At 45.2% G+C, this 19,779-nt stretch carries 20 protein-coding genes; 17 read left to right on the top strand and 3 right to left on the bottom strand.

The annotated features are described in order from the left end of the window. Positions 1-6 precede the first annotated feature (6 nt). Both G589_RS0105010 and G589_RS0105005 read left to right on the top strand, forming a co-directional pair. Positions 7-1,626 (top strand): Mur ligase family protein, encoded by a 1,620-nt coding sequence (locus G589_RS0105010; RefSeq protein WP_051192192.1) that lies wholly within the window; start codon positions 7-9, stop codon positions 1,624-1,626. 33 nt (positions 1,627-1,659) lie between these two features. Next, on the top strand, positions 1,660-2,856 hold the full coding sequence (locus tag G589_RS0105005; RefSeq protein ID WP_022767810.1) for a D-alanine--D-alanine ligase family protein: 1,197 nt from the start codon (positions 1,660-1,662) through the stop codon (positions 2,854-2,856). A 71-nt stretch (positions 2,857-2,927) separates the two neighbouring features. Here G589_RS0105005 and G589_RS0105000 read toward each other — a convergent pair whose 3' ends face one another. Continuing rightward, positions 2,928-3,665, bottom strand: coding sequence for a lysophospholipid acyltransferase family protein (locus tag G589_RS0105000; protein ID WP_026521312.1), 738 nt, complete (start codon positions 3,663-3,665; stop codon positions 2,928-2,930). Between the two features lie 118 nt (positions 3,666-3,783). Here G589_RS0105000 and G589_RS0104995 point away from each other — a divergent pair, with 118 nt between their 5' ends. The 3 genes from G589_RS0104995 to G589_RS0104985 are packed head-to-tail and all read left to right on the top strand — an operon-like array spanning position 3,784 to position 6,809. After that, positions 3,784-5,091 carry a dihydroorotase gene (locus tag G589_RS0104995; protein WP_026521311.1) on the top strand — a complete coding sequence of 436 codons (1,308 nt, stop codon included), beginning with the start codon at positions 3,784-3,786 and terminating at the stop codon, positions 5,089-5,091. A gap of 9 nt (positions 5,092-5,100) precedes the next feature. Further along, the gene (locus G589_RS0104990) at positions 5,101-5,892 is read left to right on the top strand and encodes a dihydroorotate dehydrogenase electron transfer subunit (RefSeq protein WP_026521310.1); all 792 of its coding nucleotides are present in this window, start codon (positions 5,101-5,103) and stop codon (positions 5,890-5,892) included. A gap of 17 nt (positions 5,893-5,909) precedes the next feature. After that, on the top strand, positions 5,910-6,809 hold the full coding sequence (locus G589_RS0104985) for a dihydroorotate dehydrogenase (RefSeq protein ID WP_026521309.1): 900 nt from the start codon (positions 5,910-5,912) through the stop codon (positions 6,807-6,809). Positions 6,810-6,871: 62 nt separating this feature from the next. Here the strand turns inward: G589_RS0104985 and G589_RS0104980 are convergent, their stop codons facing one another. After that, positions 6,872-7,495 (bottom strand): hypothetical protein, encoded by a 624-nt coding sequence (locus tag G589_RS0104980; RefSeq protein WP_026521308.1) that lies wholly within the window; start codon positions 7,493-7,495, stop codon positions 6,872-6,874. Positions 7,496-7,726: 231 nt separating this feature from the next. Here G589_RS0104980 and ispE point away from each other — a divergent pair, with 231 nt between their 5' ends. Both ispE and G589_RS0104970 read left to right on the top strand, forming a co-directional pair. After that, on the top strand, positions 7,727-8,596 hold the full coding sequence (gene ispE, locus G589_RS0104975; protein ID WP_026521307.1) for a 4-(cytidine 5'-diphospho)-2-C-methyl-D-erythritol kinase: 870 nt from the start codon (positions 7,727-7,729) through the stop codon (positions 8,594-8,596). A 13-nt stretch (positions 8,597-8,609) separates the two neighbouring features. Next, positions 8,610-9,062 (top strand): DUF1934 domain-containing protein, encoded by a 453-nt coding sequence (locus G589_RS0104970; RefSeq protein WP_022767803.1) that lies wholly within the window; start codon positions 8,610-8,612, stop codon positions 9,060-9,062. 25 nt (positions 9,063-9,087) lie between these two features. On the opposite strand, the gene G589_RS0104965 is transcribed toward G589_RS0104970, so the two are convergent. Continuing rightward, entirely contained in the window at positions 9,088-9,561 is a 474-nt protein-coding gene (locus tag G589_RS0104965; protein WP_026521306.1) for a type IV pilin, read from the bottom strand. 134 nt (positions 9,562-9,695) lie between these two features. Between G589_RS0104965 and tig the strand changes: the two genes are divergently transcribed. From tig to G589_RS0104915, 10 genes are all read left to right on the top strand, one after another. Then, positions 9,696-10,931: a trigger factor gene (gene tig / locus G589_RS0104960; RefSeq protein ID WP_026521305.1), complete on the top strand. Its 1,236-nt coding sequence runs from the start codon at positions 9,696-9,698 to the stop codon at positions 10,929-10,931. Positions 10,932-11,004: 73 nt separating this feature from the next. Then, entirely contained in the window at positions 11,005-12,312 is a 1,308-nt protein-coding gene (locus tag G589_RS0104955) for a C40 family peptidase (RefSeq protein WP_026521304.1), read from the top strand. A 50-nt stretch (positions 12,313-12,362) separates the two neighbouring features. Next, a complete protein-coding gene (gene guaA, locus G589_RS0104950) occupies positions 12,363-13,913 on the top strand; it encodes a glutamine-hydrolyzing GMP synthase (protein ID WP_026521303.1) in 1,551 nt (516 codons plus the stop codon). 394 nt (positions 13,914-14,307) lie between these two features. Continuing rightward, positions 14,308-14,538 carry a helix-turn-helix domain-containing protein gene (locus G589_RS0104945; RefSeq protein ID WP_026521302.1) on the top strand — a complete coding sequence of 77 codons (231 nt, stop codon included), beginning with the start codon at positions 14,308-14,310 and terminating at the stop codon, positions 14,536-14,538. Next, positions 14,528-15,406, top strand: a complete 879-nt coding sequence (locus tag G589_RS0104940) for a BRO-N domain-containing protein (protein WP_026521301.1) — start codon at positions 14,528-14,530, stop codon at positions 15,404-15,406. The genes G589_RS0104945 and G589_RS0104940 overlap by 11 nt, the downstream gene beginning before the upstream one ends. A 189-nt stretch (positions 15,407-15,595) precedes the next feature. Then, a complete protein-coding gene (locus G589_RS0104935; protein WP_242826421.1) occupies positions 15,596-16,219 on the top strand; it encodes an aminoglycoside adenylyltransferase domain-containing protein in 624 nt (207 codons plus the stop codon). Between the two features lie 7 nt (positions 16,220-16,226). Continuing rightward, positions 16,227-16,700 (top strand): GNAT family N-acetyltransferase, encoded by a 474-nt coding sequence (locus G589_RS0104930; protein WP_026521299.1) that lies wholly within the window; start codon positions 16,227-16,229, stop codon positions 16,698-16,700. A 20-nt stretch (positions 16,701-16,720) separates the two neighbouring features. After that, the gene (locus tag G589_RS0104925) at positions 16,721-17,248 is read left to right on the top strand and encodes a cysteine hydrolase family protein (RefSeq protein WP_026521298.1); all 528 of its coding nucleotides are present in this window, start codon (positions 16,721-16,723) and stop codon (positions 17,246-17,248) included. Between the two features lie 17 nt (positions 17,249-17,265). Then, positions 17,266-17,745: a hypothetical protein gene (locus tag G589_RS0104920; protein WP_026521297.1), complete on the top strand. Its 480-nt coding sequence runs from the start codon at positions 17,266-17,268 to the stop codon at positions 17,743-17,745. 294 nt (positions 17,746-18,039) lie between these two features. Then, positions 18,040-19,773, top strand: coding sequence for an ABC transporter ATP-binding protein (locus G589_RS0104915; RefSeq protein WP_026521296.1), 1,734 nt, complete (start codon positions 18,040-18,042; stop codon positions 19,771-19,773). Positions 19,774-19,779 lie beyond the last annotated feature (6 nt).

The following is a 19,779-nucleotide window of genomic DNA, read 5'->3' as shown; positions in this document are numbered from 1 at the left end:
TTTTAAATGATCATTATTATGTTGCCGCTTATATGCCTGGCGATTTTGGCTCTCAGATTTTATACACATATGCTGCAGCTTTCCAGCTATCAGTTTCAGGGGTACTTCAGGTTCCTCAGAGGTAACTGGGTTAAGCCTCTTTTTCACTTGCTGTTCATCGTAAGTGTACTTCTGGGATTCCCGATCTTTGAGTTTCCAAAAGGAATTCAGCTTGTGGCTGCAATTGCCATCTGCCCGATCCTTATCGGACTTATAATTGCAAACATTCCCAGAAAGGCCAAGAAAAAGTTTGTAGTGACCGACAGAGTAAAGAGACTGTTTGTGACCTACGTAGTGCTTGCACTTATCTTTTCACTGGTGCCTTATCTGGTAGCAATAAGCTCCGGCGCAGATTCTACCAACGCAATGTTCTTTGCAATCTTTGGAATGGTGTTCTACTGCGGACTTATTCCTTTTATCACAGCTCTTGCAAACCTTATCAACAAGCCAATTGAGAAGAGAATCAGCAAGTGGTACATAGATGATGCCAAGAGGATACTGAATGAGCACGAGGGATTACGCATTATAGGAATTACCGGAAGTTATGGTAAGACCAGTGTTAAGTACTACCTGACCACTCTTTTATCAGAGGGCTTCAGAGTCCTCATGACTCCAGAGAGCTACAATACTCCGATGGGTATAGTAAGGACCATAAGAGAGCACATGCAGCCGACTCACGAGATCTTTGTCTGTGAGATGGGCGCAAGGCATCTTCATGATATAAAAGAGATCACGGATATCGTTCATCCTGATGACGGAATTGTCACATCTATAGGCCCTCAGCACCTTGAGACCTTCCATTCAATGGAGAATATCATCAGCACCAAGTATGAACTTCTTGATGCCGTTGATGAAAAAGAGAAGGCAGAAGGTGGGAAACAGGAAGGCAAACACCTTAAGTTTGTTAATTACGACAATGAAGTAATAAGAGAAAACATGAAGTACTCAGATGCCATTACCTATGGTATGTCTGAGGACTGCGATTACAGAGCCACAAATGTAAAGGTCACAGGCGGAGGAACAACATTTACAGTAACTTCTCCAAAAGGAGAGAGCGCAGAGTTTAACACAAGGCTTGTGGGCGAGCATAACGTACAGAATATCCTTGGAGCAATTGCCTGTGCAAACTCTCTCGGAATCTCAATGACCAAGCTTAAGATGGCAGTAAGGCGCCTTCAGTCGGTTCCTCACAGACTTGAGCTGACTAAGCACGGCAATGTATCAATACTTGATGATGCTTATAATGCCAATCCAAACGGAGCCAAGGTTGCGCTTAAGACACTTTCGCTCTTTGAGGATTGCGTCAAGATCCTGGTTACACCCGGTATGGTTGAACTGGGAGATAAATCAAAAGAGTACAACACTGCATTTGGTGCACAGGCAGCAGAAGTCTGCGATTACATGATCCTTGTGGGATCGGTAAACAGTGCTGATATCAAGAAGGGTGCAGTCGATGCGGGCTTTGATCCCGAGAAGATTTTCATTAAGAATACATTTACCGAAGCCAGCGCTTTAATGTATGAACTTGACGCAGGCAGAGAAAAGGTTATACTACTTGAGAATGATCTTCCGGATAACTATAAGTAAATTTTTAGTATGTAAGATGAAAGAAGGAACAAAATGAAGCTGAAGGTAGCAGTATTATTTGGCGGAAAAAGTACAGAGCATGAGATATCAATCATCTCAGCAATTCAGGCAATCGGATATATCAACAAAGAAAAGTATGATGTTATCCCTGTTTATATGACCAAGAACAACGACTTCTATGTTGGAGATTCCATCGGAAACATCGAGGAGTACACCCACATTAAAGAGCTCCTTGCAAAGAGCACTCAGGTTATCTTTGTTAAGGAGGGAGATAAGGTTTCTCTTATGAGATACCCTATGAAGAAGTTCGGAAACAACGTCATCTCCACTGTTGATGTTGCATTCCCTATTGTTCACGGAACCAACGTTGAGGACGGAACACTTCAGGGATACCTGGCTACAATGGGACTTCCCGTTGTTGGCTGCGATGTTCTCTCATCAGCAGTAGGAATGAACAAGTATGTAATGAAGACAGTTCTTAAGGACAGCGGAATTCCTGTTCTTGACTGCAAGTGCTACACCTGGAAGGACTACGAGGATGTTGACAGCCTTGTTTCAAAGATTGAGTCAGGCTTTACATATCCCGTTATCATTAAGCCATTGAACCTTGGCTCCAGTATCGGTATCAAGGTTGCCAAGGACAGGGATGAGCTTTTAGAGGCTCTCGACCTTGGCTTTGAGTTCTCCAAGAAGATCCTTGTTGAGCGCGCTATCACAAACCTCAAGGAGATCAACTGCTCAGTTCTTGGTGATTATGAATCAGCAGAGGCTTCCGAGTGTGAGGAGCCTGTAAACTCAGACGAGATCCTTTCATTTGAAGATAAATATATCAGTGGTTCCAAGGGCGGAGCTAAGAGTAGTGGCTCTAAGGGAATGGCTTCTCTTAAGAGAAAGATCCCTGCAGACATCACTTCAGAAATGAGAGACAAGATCAGAAAGATGGCTGTTGATGCCTTCATAGCTCTTGGATGCTCAGGAGTATCAAGAATCGACTTCATGATCGATATGGATACCAATGAAGTATACCTTAACGAGATCAACACCATTCCGGGATCCCTTGCTTTCTATCTCTGGGAGCCTCTTGGAATGAAGTATGAGCACCTTTTAGACAACATGATCCAGCTGGCTCTTAAGGCAGACAGAGAAAATCACAAGGTTGTATATTCCTTTGAGACCAACGTCCTTGAGGGAGTTAAGCTTGGCGGAGGCGCCAAGGGCAGCAAGATGTAAATAAATAACCGCTTTGTATCACCCACATGGGAGATGCAAAGCGGTTTTCTATGTCTATATATCCTGATATATCAGATTTCCAGGTTTTCGTTTTTGATATAAGTCTGTTCGATAATGTTCTTAACGTACTGGTCGATGTTCTTCTGGTCTTCTTTCTCTAGCTCTTTTATCCTGATGGGCTCGCAGTACTCAATGACAACCGTGGTCTTTTTGATCCAGGGCATGTGGTTCTCAAAGCAGTCTCTGGTGTGGTTGACAACTACGGGAACGATGGGGCAGCCGGACTTCTGAGCAATCTTAAAGCTTCCCTTGTGGAACTCGCCCAGGGGCTTATCTGTTTTGTTCCTGGTGCCCTCGGGATAGATGAAGATTGAAATGCCGTTCTTGACCTTGTCGATGGCTGTGAGCACCATCTCAAGACCCTTTCTGATATCTGACCTGTCGAGGAAAAGACAGTCGAGATATACCATCCAGAAGCTGATAACTGGGAGCTTCATGGATTCCTGTTTGGCAATATAACCTGTACGCCTCGGAACTCTTGGGTAGGTGACAACGATATCAAAGATACTGCGGTGGTTGCTGACATAAAGAACTGCCTCATCCTTGGGAACGTTGTCCTCACCGATGACAATGCGCTTAATCCCGCCCAGGAACAGTATCACGTTGAATGCCCAGCTGACAATTGCCAGGGATGCTTTCCTTGCCTTGTCGTCATTGAACTTGTGCATTATAAAGAGCACCAGCTGCATTGGTAGTGAAACGATCAGGAAAATAACAAGAAAAATAAAAATAATTATTGTACGAATCATTTATTTGAGCCTTTCTTAGAAAATTTCCGTTATTATTTTCTCATGAGAAGCGCAAAAATGGAATAGATTTCTCGTTTTATGTTAAAGTATAAAAGAGCGTACCACGAAGGAGGCATGCATGCTGCTGATAAAGAACGGAAGGATCATGGATCCTGCTACTGAGACAGAGGGTGTTTTTGACATCCTTATAGACAAAGAGAAGATCGTAAGGATAGGACTGTGTGGCAGTCTTGATGAGATAGCAAGAGAGAGTGCCTCCATGATGGAGGCAGGCGACGACTATACAGAGATAGATGCCGGAGGATGCATCGTGGCGCCCGGCCTTGTGGACGGGCACGTTCATTTCAGAGATCCGGGATTCACTTATAAAGAAGACATCGAAACCGGTGCCAGGGCAGCAGCCAAGGGCGGCTTTACCAGCGTCATAATGATGGGCAACACCAATCCCCACATGGACAATGTGGCTACAATAAAGGACGTGCTGGAGCGTGGCAGTAAGACCGGCATCAACGTCTACACCTGTGGTAACGTCACCATGAATATGGAGGGGAAAGAGCTTGTGCCGATGGAAGAGCTTAAAGAGGCGGGAGCAGTTCTTTTCACCGATGACGGTAAGCCCATAATGGATGCAGCGCTGATGGAGAGGGCGTGCGTAAAGGCGGCAGAGCTTGACAGAGTAATAAGCCTCCATGAGGAGGACCCTTCATTTATTTCAGAAAACGGGATCAACGCAGGAGAGGTGGCAGCGGAATTGGGTCTTAAGGGCTCGCCCAGGGAAGCTGAGATCTCCATGGTCAAAAGAGATATCGAAATAGCCAGAAAGACCGGCGCTACAATAGTTGTTCAGCACATAAGCGCAGCTGAATCGGTGGAACTTATAAGACAGGCCAGAAGAGAGTGGGTCAAGGTCTTCGCTGAGGCAACTCCACACCACTTTACGCTGACAGAGGATGCGGTAAGAAAGCACGGTACTCTGGCCAAGATGAATCCGCCCCTTCGCCTTGAGAGCGACAGACAGGCGATAATCGAAGGTCTGAGGGACGGAACCATAGATATGATCGCAACGGATCATGCGCCACACTCCAAGGAAGAGAAGGAAAAGAGCTTTAAGGAGGCGCCCAGCGGAATCACAGGACTTGAGACCTCGCTGGCACTGGGCATCAGGGAACTGGTAAAGCCAGGATACCTTAGCCTTATGGAACTTCTATCTAGCATGAGTGCCAAGCCGGCGGCTCTGTACGGGCTTGAGGCAGGAGCCATAAGAGTTGGCGATAATGCGGATCTGATAATCTTTAACCCCGATGAGGAGTGGGTGTTTGACAAGAGCGTTTCCAAGGCATCAAATACACCGTTTCTTGGAGAAAAGCTACCCGGCAAGATATTCTTTACCATCTGCAGGGGACAAATAGTATATAAAGCTGATTGAGGTGGATATATGGCAAAGAAAATGAAAACAGAGGCGAAAGTCCTCTCCCAGAGGCTTTTAGCCGACGGAATCTATGACATGTGGCTTGAGACGGAGATGGCCGGAGATGCCCATCCCGGGCAGTTTGTGGGAGTGTATCCCGCAGGCAAGGCAACACTTCTTCCAAGACCGATAAGCATCTGCGAGGTTGATGGAGCAAGGCGCGCTATCAGGCTTGTGTACAGAGTAGTAGGACAGGGAACTGCTGAGTTTGCGCTCTATCAGCCCGGGGACTACATCAGTATTTTAGGCGTTTTGGGAAACGGCTTTCCGCTTGATAAGGCAGAGGGCAAAAGAGTTCTTCTCATGGGCGGAGGAATCGGAGTTCCGCCACTTCTCCAGACAGCAAAGGAGTTAAAGGCTGCAGGTAAGGCAGCATCTGTGACCTGCGTACTGGGATACAGGGACGCCGAGACTTTCCTGCGTGACGATTTTGAGAAGGCAGCAGAGCTTGTCATTGCCACAGAGGATGGCAGTATCGGGACCAAAGGAAATGTCATAGATGCCATTAAGGAAAACGGCCTTGAGGCAGATGTGATCTATGCCTGCGGACCAATGCCGATGCTCAGAGCCATCAAGGCTTATGCTTCAGAGACCGGCATGAAGGCCTATGTTTCTCTGGAAGAGAGAATGGCCTGCGGCGTTGGAGCCTGTCTTGGATGTATCTGTAAGACAAAAGAGATCGATGAGCACTCACAGGTTAAGAATACAAGGATCTGTACCGACGGACCTGTGTTTGATGCTGACGATCTTGATATGTGATAGTTGGAGGTGAAGCTTTGAAACTTTCTGTTAATATAGCCGGCGTTGAATTCAAGAACCCCGTGATGACTGCTTCGGGAACCTTTGGATCCGGCATGGAATATTCTGATTTTGTTGATCTGAACAGACTTGGTGCTGTGGTTACCAAGGGCGTAGCCAACGTGCCCTGGGAGGGAAATCCCACACCGAGAGTTGCGGAAGTTTACGGCGGAATGCTAAATGCCATAGGACTTCAGAACCCCGGAATCGAGACCTTTGTCAAAAGAGATCTCGAGTTCCTTAAAGGGTATGACACAAAGGTGATCGTCAATGTATGCGGAAAAAGCATTCAGGACTACGTTGATGTGGTGGAGAGATTATCGGATGAGCGCGTGGATATGCTTGAGATCAATGTCTCCTGCCCTAACGTTAAGGAAGGTGCCATTGCCTTTGGACAGAATGCCAAGGCCCTTACTGAGATAACCACCGAGATCAAAAAACACGCAAAGCAGCCTGTTATCATGAAGCTCAGCCCCAATGTCACCAGCATTTCAGAGATGGCAAAGGCTGCAGAGGCAGCAGGTGCGGATGCGATATCACTTATAAATACAATTACAGGAATGAAGATAGACATTCATAGAAGAAAGTTTGCTCTTGCAAACAAAACAGGCGGACTTTCAGGCCCTGCCATCAAGCCCGTTGCCGTAAGGATGGTCTATGAGGCTGCTCATGCGGTTGATATCCCGGTTATCGGAATGGGAGGAATAGCCACAGGAGATGATGCCATCGAGTTTATCATGGCAGGAGCAAGTGCTGTGGCAGTGGGAGCCATGAACTTTCATGACCCTTACGCAACCGTTCATGTGATAGAGGGAATCGAGAATTACATGAAACAGTATGGCGTAGAGGACATAAACGAACTTAGAAAAATACTGTAACAAAAGGAAAAAGAGGAAGAGCTTTTTACGGCACTTCCTCTTTTGTGTTACTAGCAACGGTATTAAGTTTCTACTTTCCCTGTGAGCTCGTCGAAACCTTTCATAACGGCGTCAAAGGTCTGTTTTGAAATATCAGGGAGCTCTCCACCCCAGGTCTTTTCGGCCTGTTTGTATCCCTTTTCAAATGCAGATCTCATCTTCTCGAGCTTTTCAGGATCGTCTCCTGCAAGCGCTTTGGCAAAATCAAGAATACGCTCTGAGGTTTGTTTAACGCCCCAATAGCCGTTTTCTGAAATGTCTTCCTGCGCCTGCGCTTTGGTAGCTGCGTCTACTGTGAAATCGCCCTTTGCAAGGAATTTCCAGATAGAATCCTCGTCATTTTCGCTGTTTGCAATGCCATAGGTCTTGGCCTGCTTGCCCATCATCTTATGGACGATGTCCAAAAGCTGCTGTTGGCGAAGCGCATCATCTGCTTTCAGCTGTTGAATGATCTTGGCTCTGTCTGTCTCTTTCGATGAAACCTTGGAGGTACTTGAATTTTCCTCGGATTTCTCGTATACGGCAGCCGCTTCTTTTTTGACCTCTACCTCTTTGTCTTTTTTCTTGTCTTCGACAGGAGAATTAACGGTTGAAGTATAGGTCGTTGCGATGTTGTTAGTAACCTCGGTAACTCCGTTTACGCCCATATAGAACTCCTTTTCCGCACAGGTTAGCTAATACCGCGCTGAAACGAAACTATAGTTTACCTATTCTGACTATCGGCAATTTTTTGAAAAACTTAACCCCTGAAATAAAAATTTTTCATTTTTTTTGTATTTTTTTTCTTGTAATGGATTATGGATGGTGAGAAGATGTGAAGTAGCGGGGGATGTAGAGATTTCTTTTGCAAATTATCAGTAGGGGAGCGGATTCTAGAGATGAAGATAACCAGAAAAGCCTATGCCAAGATAAACCTGGGACTTGATGTAATCGGAAAAAGAGATGACGGCTATCATCTGGTAAAGATGATAATGCAGAATGTAGATATATATGACACGCTGACCTTTGAGGATAATGCAGACGGGGAGATAACCCTTAAGGCTAATTCCGAGACCATTCCGACGGATGGAAGCAACCTTATCTGCAAGGTGGCAAATCAGCTGAAAGAGGAATTCGGTATTAAAGCCGGTGCCGACATCACTTTGGAAAAGAGAATTCCCGTGGCAGCAGGTATGGCGGGAGGAAGCACCGACGGTGCAGCATCTTACCTTGCACTTAATGAACTCTGGGGGCTTGGACTTTCCAAAGAGGAGCTGTGCAAAAGAGCTGTTAAACTGGGAGCGGACATTCCATACTGCATCATTGGAGGAACGGCTCTGTCGGAGGGAATCGGAGAAGAACTTACCGTTCTTAAGGATGCCCCGGAATTCTACCTTGTGGTTGCAAAGCCTGCGATAGCGGTTTCTACAGGCTGGGTATATACAGAGCTGGATAGCAATGTTATTGAGAAACACCCTGATATAGATGGTATTAGGAAGGCCATCGAAGAGGGTGATGTCAGAGGAATGTGTGACAAGATCCACAACGTACTTGAGCCTGTGACAACAGGTAAGTACAGCGTTATCAAGGATATAGAGAGAGTCCTTGAAGACAACGGAGCCGTAAGGGCTTTTATGACAGGAAGCGGTCCAACTGTTTTTGCTGTTTACGAGAGAGAAGAAGATGCCAGAAAAGGTTATGAGGCGGTCAAAGAATCCGGCCTTGCTCCGGAGCTCTTTTTAACAAAGCCCATTAACCCCGGCAAATGATCAGGTGAATTGTATGAAGAGAAATGTAGAGGTCAGTGTTACAGGCATACATTCAAGAGAAGGTGAACCGACTGAAAAGGTTGAATCCTTGGCAGCGGGAATATATGAGCTTTTGGAGGACGGAAGTTTTATCGTCGAATACGACGAGGAACAGGATACCGGAGCCGGGAACATGAAGGTTCACAACCGGGTGCACATCGGTGCCGATGGCCGGAAGATGGAGATTGTAAGAGGAGGAGCAACTACCTCAACGCTTACATTTGCCGATGACCTTGAGTATGACACTGAGTATGCAACGCCCTACGGAACCATGCTGATGAAGGTAAGGACCAAGAGCTTTGACTTTACCAAGGTCGGCGGAGACGAGGAAATAAAGCTGGTTGCGGATTATGACCTGGAGATTGAAGGCCAGGTGGTTTCGAGTTCGATGATAGTTATAGACATAAAAAATGCGGTGGCAAGCTAAGTTGTCACCGCATTTATCTTTTTTATTATTTAACCATTTTTGCTCCGGCCTTTTCCTGAGCCTTGGCAACGAGATTCTTAAAGAATCCTTTCTTCTGCTCGGGAGCCTGAACCTTACCATGAAGGCCCTTAACTTCTGTTACGTAGATACCGCTTACTGAAGCCTTAACCTCTTTCTTGGTAGGAACTGAGTCGAAGATCTTCTCATCACAGATAAGACTCATTACTCTGTTGCCGATCCTTACCTTGAGGATAGGAAGTCTTGAACCCCTGAGGAGCTTGGGAGTCTGATCGATGACTGCCTGTGGAAGACCTGCTTCCTTGAGCTTCATTCTCTTCTTGTCAATGATCAGCATTGTGACTGTCTGCTTCATGGCATCGAGCTGAACCTGCTGCTCTTCCTGCTTCTTCTGAGCTCTCTTGCCGAGTATGAAAAGTGCAACAACAGCTGCAATCAGAACAACTAAAACTACAATTAAAACTATTAATCCTGTACTCAAAATGTAATCCTCCAAACTAAATAAAAAGTGCACTACCTATTCTAGCATTCTTTTTAGTTTTGCGCAATTAAATACTTTAATAAGAAGTTAGAGTGTGGTAGTATAAGAAATATTGTTTGAAGGAGTAACATATTATGAAGAAAAACTATAGAATAATCGCTGCTTTGGCAGCATCAATGGTTATGCTCTGTGCATGCGGAAAAGAGGCAGCAACAGAGACAACAGAAACTACAACAGAAGCAACAACAGAGGCTACAGCCGATGAGGCAGCTCAGTCAGATGCACAGGTTACAGCTGATGCAGCGGCGGAAGGGACTTCCGGAAGTATCGATGTTTCAGGGCTTGAGGCAGTAACACTTAATGACGTTGACATCGACAGCCTGGTTAAGCTTGGAGATTACAAGGGAATCACTCTTGATCTCAAGAAGACAGAAGTAACAGATGCAGACGTTGAGGACAGCCTTAAGAGTGCTTATTCTCAGAATCCTAACATGAAGGAAGTTACTGACAGAGCTATCGAGAGCGGAGATACAGCCAACATCGATTTCGTTGGAAAATACGCTGACACCAAGGAAGAGTTCCAGGGTGGAGCAGGACAGGGATATGACCTTGTTATCGGTTCAGGTTCATTTATCGATGGATTTGAGGATGGCCTTATCGGAGTTAAGAAGGGTGAGACAGTTGATCTTAACCTCACCTTCCCTGAGGACTACGGCGCTGCAGATCTTGCAGGCAAGGACGTTATCTTTACAGTAACAGTTAACAGCATCAAGGTTGCAGATACTGAGCCTTCAGATGAGTGGGTTAAGGGTCTTGGCCTTGAGGATGTTGAGAACATGGATCAGTTCAGAGCACATCTTCGTGCAGAGCTTGAAGCTGATGCAGATACTCAGTACAATGAGGACCTCAAGAACGCAGCTGTTGAGATGGTAGCAGATAATGCAACTGTAGATGAGATGCCTGAGAAGCTCTACAACAGATACTACATCCAGATGGTAGATTCACTTAAGAGCTATGTTCAGCAGATCGCTTACACATATGGCGTTCAGGTTTCAGAGACAGAGTATGTTCAGACAGTAATGCAGAACAACGGTCTTACAGGAACACCTGAGGATTACCTCAATGACCTTGCTAACCAGCAGACCAAGAGAATCATGGTTCTTCAGGCGATTGCAAACAAAGAGGGTATCGAGGTTTCACAGGAGACCATTGATAAGTATATCCAGGAAGACTATGACAACTACTTCAAGTCAAGCTACAACACCATTGATGAGTTCAAGGCATCCTTTGACACAGAGGATTACAGAGAGCAGATCATGGCTGAGCAGGTTGCAGAGTTCCTTGTAGAGAATGCAAATATTTCAGAATAATGTTATACTACATATAGTAGTAATTGGTTTTATTTGATACTAGTTGTTGAAATTAAAGCAAGGGGGTATTGGGATGAAAAGATTTTATTCTATCGTTGCCGTGATACTTTCCCTTGCTTTTTTTGTACTTACTCCGGTACAGTCTTTTGCCACGACCAGTGAAGAACTTCAGGAACAGCAAAAGAAACTGGAGGAGGAAGAAAAGGCCCTGAAGCAGCAAAAGAAAGCTGCCGAGAGCCAGAAGGCAGCAAGCCAGAGCAAGTTAAACGAGGCAAACAGTCAGATATCAGAGTCTACCGAGGCACTCGGAGAGACACAGGAAGCTATAGATTCCACAAATGCAGAGATCATCGGTCTTATGACTGATATCGAGCTGATAAAAGAAGATATTGAAGAAAAGGCTCAGCTCATAGATCAGACCAATGCAGAGTACGAAGAGGCCAAGAATCATGAGGAAACCCTTTACGGATCAATGGTCCAAAGGGTGAAGTTCATGTATGAGAAAGGCAATCTTTCTTATGTACAGCTTCTTCTTACAGCCACAAGCTATGCGGATGCTTTGAACAAAGCTCAGTATATTGAGGAGCTCTATGAGTACGACAGGCAGAAGCTCTCAGAATATGTGGCAGCCAAGGAGGCAGCAGCTGCACTTGCGCAGAGACTTGAAGAGGAGAAGGCTGAGCTTGAAGCTTCTCAGTTCGAGCTTGAAGAGGAAGAGGCCTACATGGAAGAGCTCCTTGCCCAGTACAAGGCCACTTACGCTGATTATGAAGTCAAGCTTGCCAAGGCTAAGCAGGACGCAGCAGTATATACGGCTCAGGTTAAGAGCCAGCAGGCCAGCATAGCAGGTCTTCAGAAGAAGATCGAGGCCAAGCAGAAGGAAGTTGATGCAGCCAAGCAGGCGACACAAAACGCTCTGGATGCAGAAAGAGCAGCAGCTGAAGGAGATGGCGGTTCAGATTCAGGATCTTCATCATCAGGTGGCGGATCGGGATCAGGGTCCTCCGGCGGTGGTAAGACCTACGCAGCAGCCGGAAGTGCAACAGGAAGCAATATAGCCAAGTATGCATGCCAGTTTGTTGGAAATCCTTATGTGCCGGGCGGTACAAGCCTTACAAACGGAGCAGATTGCTCAGGATTTGTTCAGTCAGTTTACAAGGCCTTTGGAATAAATGTTCCCAGAACCTCCTGGGGGCAGGGATCCTACGGCAGAGAAGTTTCCTATGCTGATGCCCAGCCGGGAGATGTTATCTACTACGGCGGACACGTTGGAATATACATTGGCGGCGGACAGATTGTTCATGCCAGCACTCAGAAGACGGGTATTAAGTACAGTCCTGCAACCTACAGATCGATCATCACTGTAAGGAGATTTTTGTAAGGCAGTATTTGATGTGATAGCAGTTGAGATTTTAGTTGTGAGGAGGAAGAATGGCTTCAGAAGAAAAGGTCATAGTCATTGACTTTGGCGGGCAGTACAACCAGCTTGTTGCCCGAAGAGTCAGAGAATGCAATGTGTATTGTGAGATTTATTCTTATCGTACACCAATTGAGCAGATTAAGGAGATGGCGCCTAAAGGAATCATCCTTACCGGCGGTCCCAATTCCTGTTATGAGGAAGGTGCACCTTCCTACACAAAAGAGCTCTTTGAACTGGGAATTCCGGTACTGGGGCTTTGCTACGGTGCTCAGCTCATGATGCACCTTTTAGGTGGCAAGGTTGAGAAAGCTCCTGTAAGGGAGTATGGCAAGACCAATACTTTTATTGACGGATCCTACGATACACTGTTTAAGGATATCGATAAGGAGACCGTTGTATGGATGAGTCATTTCGACTACATCAGCAAGGTTGCACCCGGATTTGATATCATTGCACATACAGCAGACTGCCCTGTTGCAGCAGCTGCCTGCGAGGACAAGAAGCTCTACGCAATACAGTTCCACCCTGAAGTTCTTCATACCGTTCAGGGTAAAGAGATTCTTCACAACTTTGTAAGGAATATCTGCAATACACAGGGAACCTGGAGAATGAACTCCTTCGTTGAGAACACGGTTAAGGAGATCAAAGAGAAGGTCGGCGATGGCAAGGTACTTCTTGCTCTTTCCGGCGGAGTTGATTCATCGGTTCTTGCAGCCCTTCTTGCTAAGGCCATCGGAAGACAGCTCACATGCGTCTTTGTTGATCACGGACTTCTTCGTAAGAACGAAGGCGATGAGGTCGAGGGAGTATTTGGACCAAACGGTAATTTTGATATTAACTTTGTCCGCGTCAATGCGGCTGAGAGATATTACGCTAAGCTCAAGGGCGTTGAGGAGCCTGAGAGAAAGCGTAAGATAATCGGAGAGGAATTCATCCGCGTATTCGAGGAAGAAGCTAAGAAGATCGGAGCAGTTGACTTCCTTGCCCAGGGAACCATTTACCCTGACGTTGTAGAGTCAGGACTTGGCGGAGAGTCAGTTGTCATCAAGTCTCACCACAATGTCGGCGGACTTCCCGACTATGTTGATTTCAAGGAGATCATTGAACCGCTTCGTCTTTTGTTCAAGGACGAAGTCCGCAAAGTTGGTCTTGAGCTCGGACTTCCCGAGTACCTGGTATTCCGTCAGCCATTCCCCGGCCCCGGACTTGGTATTCGTATCATCGGTGAAGTTACAGCCGAGAAAGTTCGCATCGTTCAGGACGCCGACTACATCTACAGAACCGAGCTTGCCGAGGCAGGCCTTGAGAAGCTCCCTGACCAATACTTCGCAGCTCTTTCCAACATGCGCTCAGTAGGTGTTATGGGAGATGAGCGTACCTACGACTACGCAGTTGTCCTCCGTGCTGTTGAGACCGTAGACTTCATGACTGCAGAGGCATCAGAGATTCCGTTTGCAGTCCTTCAGAAGGTCATGAGCCGCATCATCAACGAGGTCAAGGGCGTTAACCGCGTAATGTTCGACCTTACAAGTAAGCCCCCGGGAACGGTGGAACTGGAGTGATAACGAGCCGGGCACGAGAAATTCATATGGAAAAACCACGAAGTGGTTTTAGTAGATAGCGAAGAACCGGTCTGAATGCTTGCATTCAAGACCGGTTCTTTGATAGCTACGGAGAATCCCGTAGGGATTTCCATATGAATTTTCGAAGTATCCGGCGACAACAGACGCTTATAGAAATCGCGTTTTGAAGCGATTTCTATAAGAGGAGTGATACATTTGTGATGTCTCGTTCATCCGGTATAGATAACGCTAATAGATTGCAGGTAATCCATGTGATTACCTGCAGTTTTATTATTGGGAAATAATGTCGTGCCAAATAAAAGCAATACGTTGACAACGTATACATGCTGCTTTATACTTTAATAAAGTATAGAAATGTTTCGGAGGTTAAGATATGGATATTTCAGAAAGAATAAAGGAATTACGAAAGAAAACGGGATTATCGCAAAGTAAGTTTTCTTCAAAATTTGGAATTCCTGTAAGAACACTTCAGCAGTGGGAACAGGGGATTAGTGCTCCTCCGGATTACGTGGTCAGAATGATGGGGTATATTATGCTTCTTGAGGAAAACGGGCAAATAAATGGAGGCGAACTGATGGGGGGAAAACGTGAAGATGGCAAATGATAAAGTTCAGTTATTTGAAGACCAACCGATAAGGACTGCATGGGTAGAGGACGAAGAAGAATGGTATTTTTCGGTTGTGGATGTAGTGCGTGTATTAACGGAACAACCAGATACAGACGGTGCAAGAAATTATTGGAAAGTTTTGAAAAACAGAATAAAAGAAGAAGGAAATGAACTGGTTACAAATTGTAACCAGTTGAAGATGAAAGCTCAGGATGGAAAAATGCGTTTAACAGATGTTGCCAACACAGAACAGCTGCTTCGCATTATTCAGTCGATCCCATCAAAGAAAGCTGAGCCATTCAAGCTGTGGCTTGCTCAGGTTGGTCGCGAGCGAATTGAAGAAGTAATAGACCCGGAGCTGACCATAGAACGCGCTTTGGAAACCTATGCTAAGAAGGGGTATTCGCGAGAATGGATAAATCAGCGCTTGCAGGCTATTCAGGTGCGTAAAGAACTTACAGACGAGTGGGATAAGCGTGGCGTAAAGAAAGGCGTAGAATATGCAATCCTGACAGATGAGATAACGAAAGCCTGGTCCGGAATGACAACGCGACAATATAAGAATCATAAAGGGTTGAAAAAGGAAAACCTCAGGGATAATATGTCAACATTGGAGCTGGTGCTTAATATGTTGGCTGAGGCTACTACTACAGAAATTTCTAAGCAAAAACAACCGGAATCTTTTGAGGAAAATCGAATTGTTGCAATTGAAGGTGGGGAAGCGGCAGGAGAAGCACGATTGGCGGTGGAAAAAAGAACCGGAAAACCTGTAATTACAAATAAAAACGCGGCACAATTGCAGGATATAGTTACAGGACTCATTGAAACTATAAATGACAATAGCGATGATCAAGAAGGGGAATGAATAAACTAAGAATCTGCTATAATTCATTACTATATGGATACAAATATTATTACAACCGGTTTCGTTGAAAAATCAAAAGAAATCCTACAGGAGAATCTTGTAGGCATATATCTCCACGGCTCAGCGGTCATGGAGTGTTTTAATCCTGCTAAGAGTGATCTTGATCTGATCGTAGTAGTGAAGAACTCTATGTCAGATGCTGATAAAAGAGCCTATATGGGCATGGTGGTTGATCTAAGCAGCCAAGGACCGGCCAAAGGGATTGAAATGAGTGTAGTTAAACAAAGTGTTTGCAAACCATTTGCCTATCCGATTCCCTTTGAGCTGCATTTTTCTATTGCTCATCTTGATTGGTACAGAAATGATCCGGATGATTATGTTTCGAAAATGAAAGGTAAGGATAAAGACCTTGCAGCGCATTTTACGATCATAAATCACAGAGGCAAGTGTCTTTACGGAGCTCCAATCAAGGATACGTTTGCAGATGTGCCGATACAGGACTATATAGATTCCATTTGGGAAGATGTTGCAAATGCAAAAGATGAAATAGCAGATAATCCAATGTATCTGACATTGAATCTGGCAAGAGTTCTTGCGTATTTGAAAGACGGCGTTGTCCTCTCCAAGAAAGAGGGTGGCGAATGGGCGCTGAACAATATTCCTGAAAGGTATCATAGCTTGATATATAATGCAATGAATGACTATGCTGAAGGCGCTGTTATAACATATGACTCTATTTTTGCAAAAGAATATGCTGGATTTATGTTGGAACAAATTGTAAAGGAGCAATGGATAGGCACATATGCAGAATGATAAACGTATGAATTATGTCATCAGAAATATGAGAAAAAATGAAGTCGGCCTGCTTAAAGATTTTTTGTACGAAGCCATATTTATTCCGGAAGGGATCCAGCCACCGGAAAAAGACATTGTTGAAAAACCGGAATTGAGAGTTTATACAGATGATTTTGGCAGTCGGCAGGGGGATAACTGTCTGGTGGCTGATTTCGGAGGAAAAGTGGTTGGGGCTGTTTGGACGAGAATAATGGATGATTATGGCCATATCGATGATGCGACTCCGTCATTTGCTATTTCTCTGTATAAGGAATATCGTAAGCAGGGCATTGGATTACAGCTGATGATTAAGATGCTGGAACTGCTTAAAAGGCAAGGATATGAGCGGGCATCTTTGGCAGTACAAAAAGCCAACTATGCCGTAAAAATGTATGAGAACGTTGGATTTAAGGTTGTCGATGAAAACGATGAAGAATACATTATGGTTTGTGAATTATGAGAGATGAAATGGGGGAGGATATGATATTACTTGTTGTAGATGTGCAGAAGGGCATAACAAACGACAGGCTATATGCCTACGAGAGCTTTATCAATAACATAACTGAATTGATTAACACAGCCAGGAGCAACAATGTAGAAGTAATCTACGTCCAGCATGATGATGGACCGGGATCGGGTTTTTCGATTGGGGATGAAGCTTTTGAAATCGCAGAGCAGGTGGCTCCAAACAGCGATGAAAAAGTGTTTGTTAAAACCATAAACAGCTGTTTCGGAAATCATGACTTCGCAGAATACCTGAAAGATACAGGTGAAAAAGAGTTGATGATAATCGGGCTTCAGACTAACTTTTGTATCGACGCAACTATAAAATCAGCTTTTGAGAGAGGCTATAGAGTAATTATTCCTGCCGAAAGCAATTCTACTTTTGACAACGATTATATGGACGCAGAGACCACTTACAGGTACTATAACGAGATGATGTGGCCCAAAAGATTTGCAGAATGCGTATCGATGGAAGCGGCGATAAAGCTATTGCAGAAAATGTGAGGACAAAAAAGAGGAGTATGAAAAGTAAAGTATCAAAGGACAGAATATGGATTGTAGCCCTACTGGTAGCACTGGCGCTGGGCTTTGCAATCTTTGTAATAGCAGCCCTGTTCATGGAAACAAAGAAGATCAGGGAGTTCAAGGTAGACGTATTTGTACTCAGCAATGAGTCTGACATATGCATGGCTGACGGCCCGGATGGAACAGTGAAGATGAGCGCTGACAATCTTCCGGCGATCTATTCGATAATCTTAAAGTCCAAGGGCAGGATCGTCTTTGGAGAACCCAAGGTGCAGGATACTGTGGTGTTTAACTTTGAGTGCCACGATGAAGACTGGACCATGACAGTAGATGAGATAGATGATGACAAGATCAGGGTAAATCTTGAAGGCCCGAGGACTTATACAATGTACCTGAACAACAACAAGAATTTTGAGGCATTTCAGAAGGCAGCATCTGCTGAAGGTTACGTTAGTAAAAACAAGGTTATCAGGTAAAAAGACAGTTAATTTAAATAATTGTGTTGACAAAGCCCATCAATTAGCATAATGTAATAATTACTTGTAGCAAAGCAAACTAAGAAAGGAGGTAAGAACAATGTTAAAGACTAGAAATTATGTAGCAGTGAATATGGAAATTGTGGTTACCTCGCAGGAGTTTGCTCAGTAATTGTATTTATCTAGAAGCAATCAGGCGTGGTATCCGCATGGAGACCACGCTATTTTTATGGCTGTTTATGGCGGTAGGGTCTCCGGGCTCTACCGCTGTTTTTATATGAGGATGTGATAATTATGAAAAAGTATTTGATAAGGAACTGGTGGAGATATACCCTCGGCGGAATATCACTTATATGCAGCACAGCAATCGATGTGCTTCTTCCCTTCGTAACACTTTCCATGGTAGATGATGTTATCGTCGGAAGAAACATGGATATCTTCAGAAGAGACATACTTCTGTTTGTGGCAGCAGGCCTGGGAAGAGCTTTCTTCCAGTTCGTAAAAGAGTTCCTTTGTGATATGTCGGGATGTCGGGTGGCATCCGGCCTTAGAAAAGATATGATGAAGCATATCTTCACGCTCCACAAGGGATATTTTGACAAGACCAACACCGGCGAACTCATGGCAAGAGTCAAGGACGACGCCGGAGCAGTCTGGGATCTGACCGGATTTGTTGGAATGCTGCTGACAGAGGCGACAGTTTACTTCATCGGAGTTGTCATCTGCATGATCAGGCTCAACTGGAAGCTCAGCCTTGTGCCTTTGGTATTTATGCCTTTCCTTGCCTATGTGGCCCTTCATCTGGAAAAGACACTTAGCAAGGATTACGACGATATCAGTGAGAGAAACGCAGCCCTTACCAAGGTAGTTGAGGAGAACATCTCAGGCGTAAGGACCGTTAAGGCTTTTTCTGCCGAAGGCACCGAGATGAAGAAGTTCGATGAGAAGAACCTCGACTACGCTAAGGCCAACAAGAAGTTTGCCTCTGACCTTGCAGACTCTGATCCGCTCATCGGCCTTATACCGAAGGTTATGCAGGTGGCTGTGGTTGCTATAGGCGGCTATGCGGCGATCAAAGGAAGCATAACCTACGGAACACTTGTGGCATTCGTGTCATATTCAATCAACATCGTATGGCCCATCGAGAACCTTGGCTGGATGCTTTCCCTGGTTTCTCAGGGACTTGCAGGCTACAAGAAGATCTCCAAGGTTCTTGGCACAACACCCGATATCACCGATCCTTCGGGAAAAGAGCTTTCGGAAGCAGCAAACGCTCCCGGGCAGATCAGCTTTGAGAACGTCAGCTTTGCCATCGACGATAAGCCCATTTTAGAGGATGTGTCTTTTACCATAGAAAAAGGAAAGACTCTCGGTATCATGGGCGCAACGGGTGCGGGAAAGAGTACCATCGTCAACCTGCTTGAGAGATTCTATGACGTGACAGACGGATGCATTCGCATCGAGGGAAAAGACATTAAGGACATGCCACTTAGTGATGTAAGGGCCTTTTCATCAGTGGTAACCCAGGATGTATTTCTTTTCTCCGACACTATCACTGAGAATGTAAGGCTTGGTTTTAAGGACAGCATGGACGAGGTGACGGTAAGAAATGCCATTAAGAGTGCCCATGCAAAAGACTTTGTCGAGAAGATAACCGATAGCTACGAGGCGGTTATCGGAGAGAGAGGCATTGGTTTGTCCGGCGGTCAGAAGCAGAGACTTTCAATTGCGAGAGCACTTGCAAAGAAGGCAGATCTTCTGGTTCTTGATGACTCCACATCTGCTCTTGATATGGAGACGGAAGCTGCGATCCAGCAGGAGCTTTTAAAGAAAAAAGACATGAGTAAGATCATCATCGGTCACCGTATATCATCGGTTAAAGACGCAGATGAGATCATAGTTTTGGAAAACGGAAGAGTAAGAGAGAGAGGAACCCATGCTGAGCTCATCGGAAAGAGGGGACTGTACTACAGCACCTACGAAGCCCAGTACGGAGACTACAGGAATGCTCTTGCGGTAAATGAGTAAGGAGGT

The sequence above is a fragment of the Butyrivibrio sp. VCB2001 genome, from assembly GCF_000423965.1.
Taxonomy (GTDB): domain Bacteria; phylum Bacillota; class Clostridia; order Lachnospirales; family Lachnospiraceae; genus Butyrivibrio.
This window is presented reverse-complemented; position numbering and strand designations above follow the sequence as displayed.

Coding starts and splice junctions, on each gene's coding strand:
- G589_RS0105010 (WP_051192192.1), top strand. CDS start 7: ATGATCATTATTATGTTGCCGCTTATATGCCTGGCGATTTTGGCTCTC.
- G589_RS0105005 (WP_022767810.1), top strand. CDS start 1,660: ATGAAGCTGAAGGTAGCAGTATTATTTGGCGGAAAAAGTACAGAGCAT.
- G589_RS0105000 (WP_026521312.1), bottom strand. CDS start 3,665: ATGATTCGTACAATAATTATTTTTATTTTTCTTGTTATTTTCCTGATC.
- G589_RS0104995 (WP_026521311.1), top strand. CDS start 3,784: ATGCTGCTGATAAAGAACGGAAGGATCATGGATCCTGCTACTGAGACA.
- G589_RS0104990 (WP_026521310.1), top strand. CDS start 5,101: ATGGCAAAGAAAATGAAAACAGAGGCGAAAGTCCTCTCCCAGAGGCTT.
- G589_RS0104980 (WP_026521308.1), bottom strand. CDS start 7,495: ATGGGCGTAAACGGAGTTACCGAGGTTACTAACAACATCGCAACGACC.
- ispE (WP_026521307.1), top strand. CDS start 7,727: ATGAAGATAACCAGAAAAGCCTATGCCAAGATAAACCTGGGACTTGAT.
- G589_RS0104970 (WP_022767803.1), top strand. CDS start 8,610: ATGAAGAGAAATGTAGAGGTCAGTGTTACAGGCATACATTCAAGAGAA.
- tig (WP_026521305.1), top strand. CDS start 9,696: ATGAAGAAAAACTATAGAATAATCGCTGCTTTGGCAGCATCAATGGTT.
- G589_RS0104955 (WP_026521304.1), top strand. CDS start 11,005: ATGAAAAGATTTTATTCTATCGTTGCCGTGATACTTTCCCTTGCTTTT.
- guaA (WP_026521303.1), top strand. CDS start 12,363: ATGGCTTCAGAAGAAAAGGTCATAGTCATTGACTTTGGCGGGCAGTAC.
- G589_RS0104945 (WP_026521302.1), top strand. CDS start 14,308: ATGGATATTTCAGAAAGAATAAAGGAATTACGAAAGAAAACGGGATTA.
- G589_RS0104940 (WP_026521301.1), top strand. CDS start 14,528: ATGGCAAATGATAAAGTTCAGTTATTTGAAGACCAACCGATAAGGACT.
- G589_RS0104935 (WP_242826421.1), top strand. CDS start 15,596: ATGTCAGATGCTGATAAAAGAGCCTATATGGGCATGGTGGTTGATCTA.
- G589_RS0104930 (WP_026521299.1), top strand. CDS start 16,227: ATGAATTATGTCATCAGAAATATGAGAAAAAATGAAGTCGGCCTGCTT.
- G589_RS0104925 (WP_026521298.1), top strand. CDS start 16,721: ATGATATTACTTGTTGTAGATGTGCAGAAGGGCATAACAAACGACAGG.
- G589_RS0104920 (WP_026521297.1), top strand. CDS start 17,266: ATGAAAAGTAAAGTATCAAAGGACAGAATATGGATTGTAGCCCTACTG.
- G589_RS0104915 (WP_026521296.1), top strand. CDS start 18,040: ATGAAAAAGTATTTGATAAGGAACTGGTGGAGATATACCCTCGGCGGA.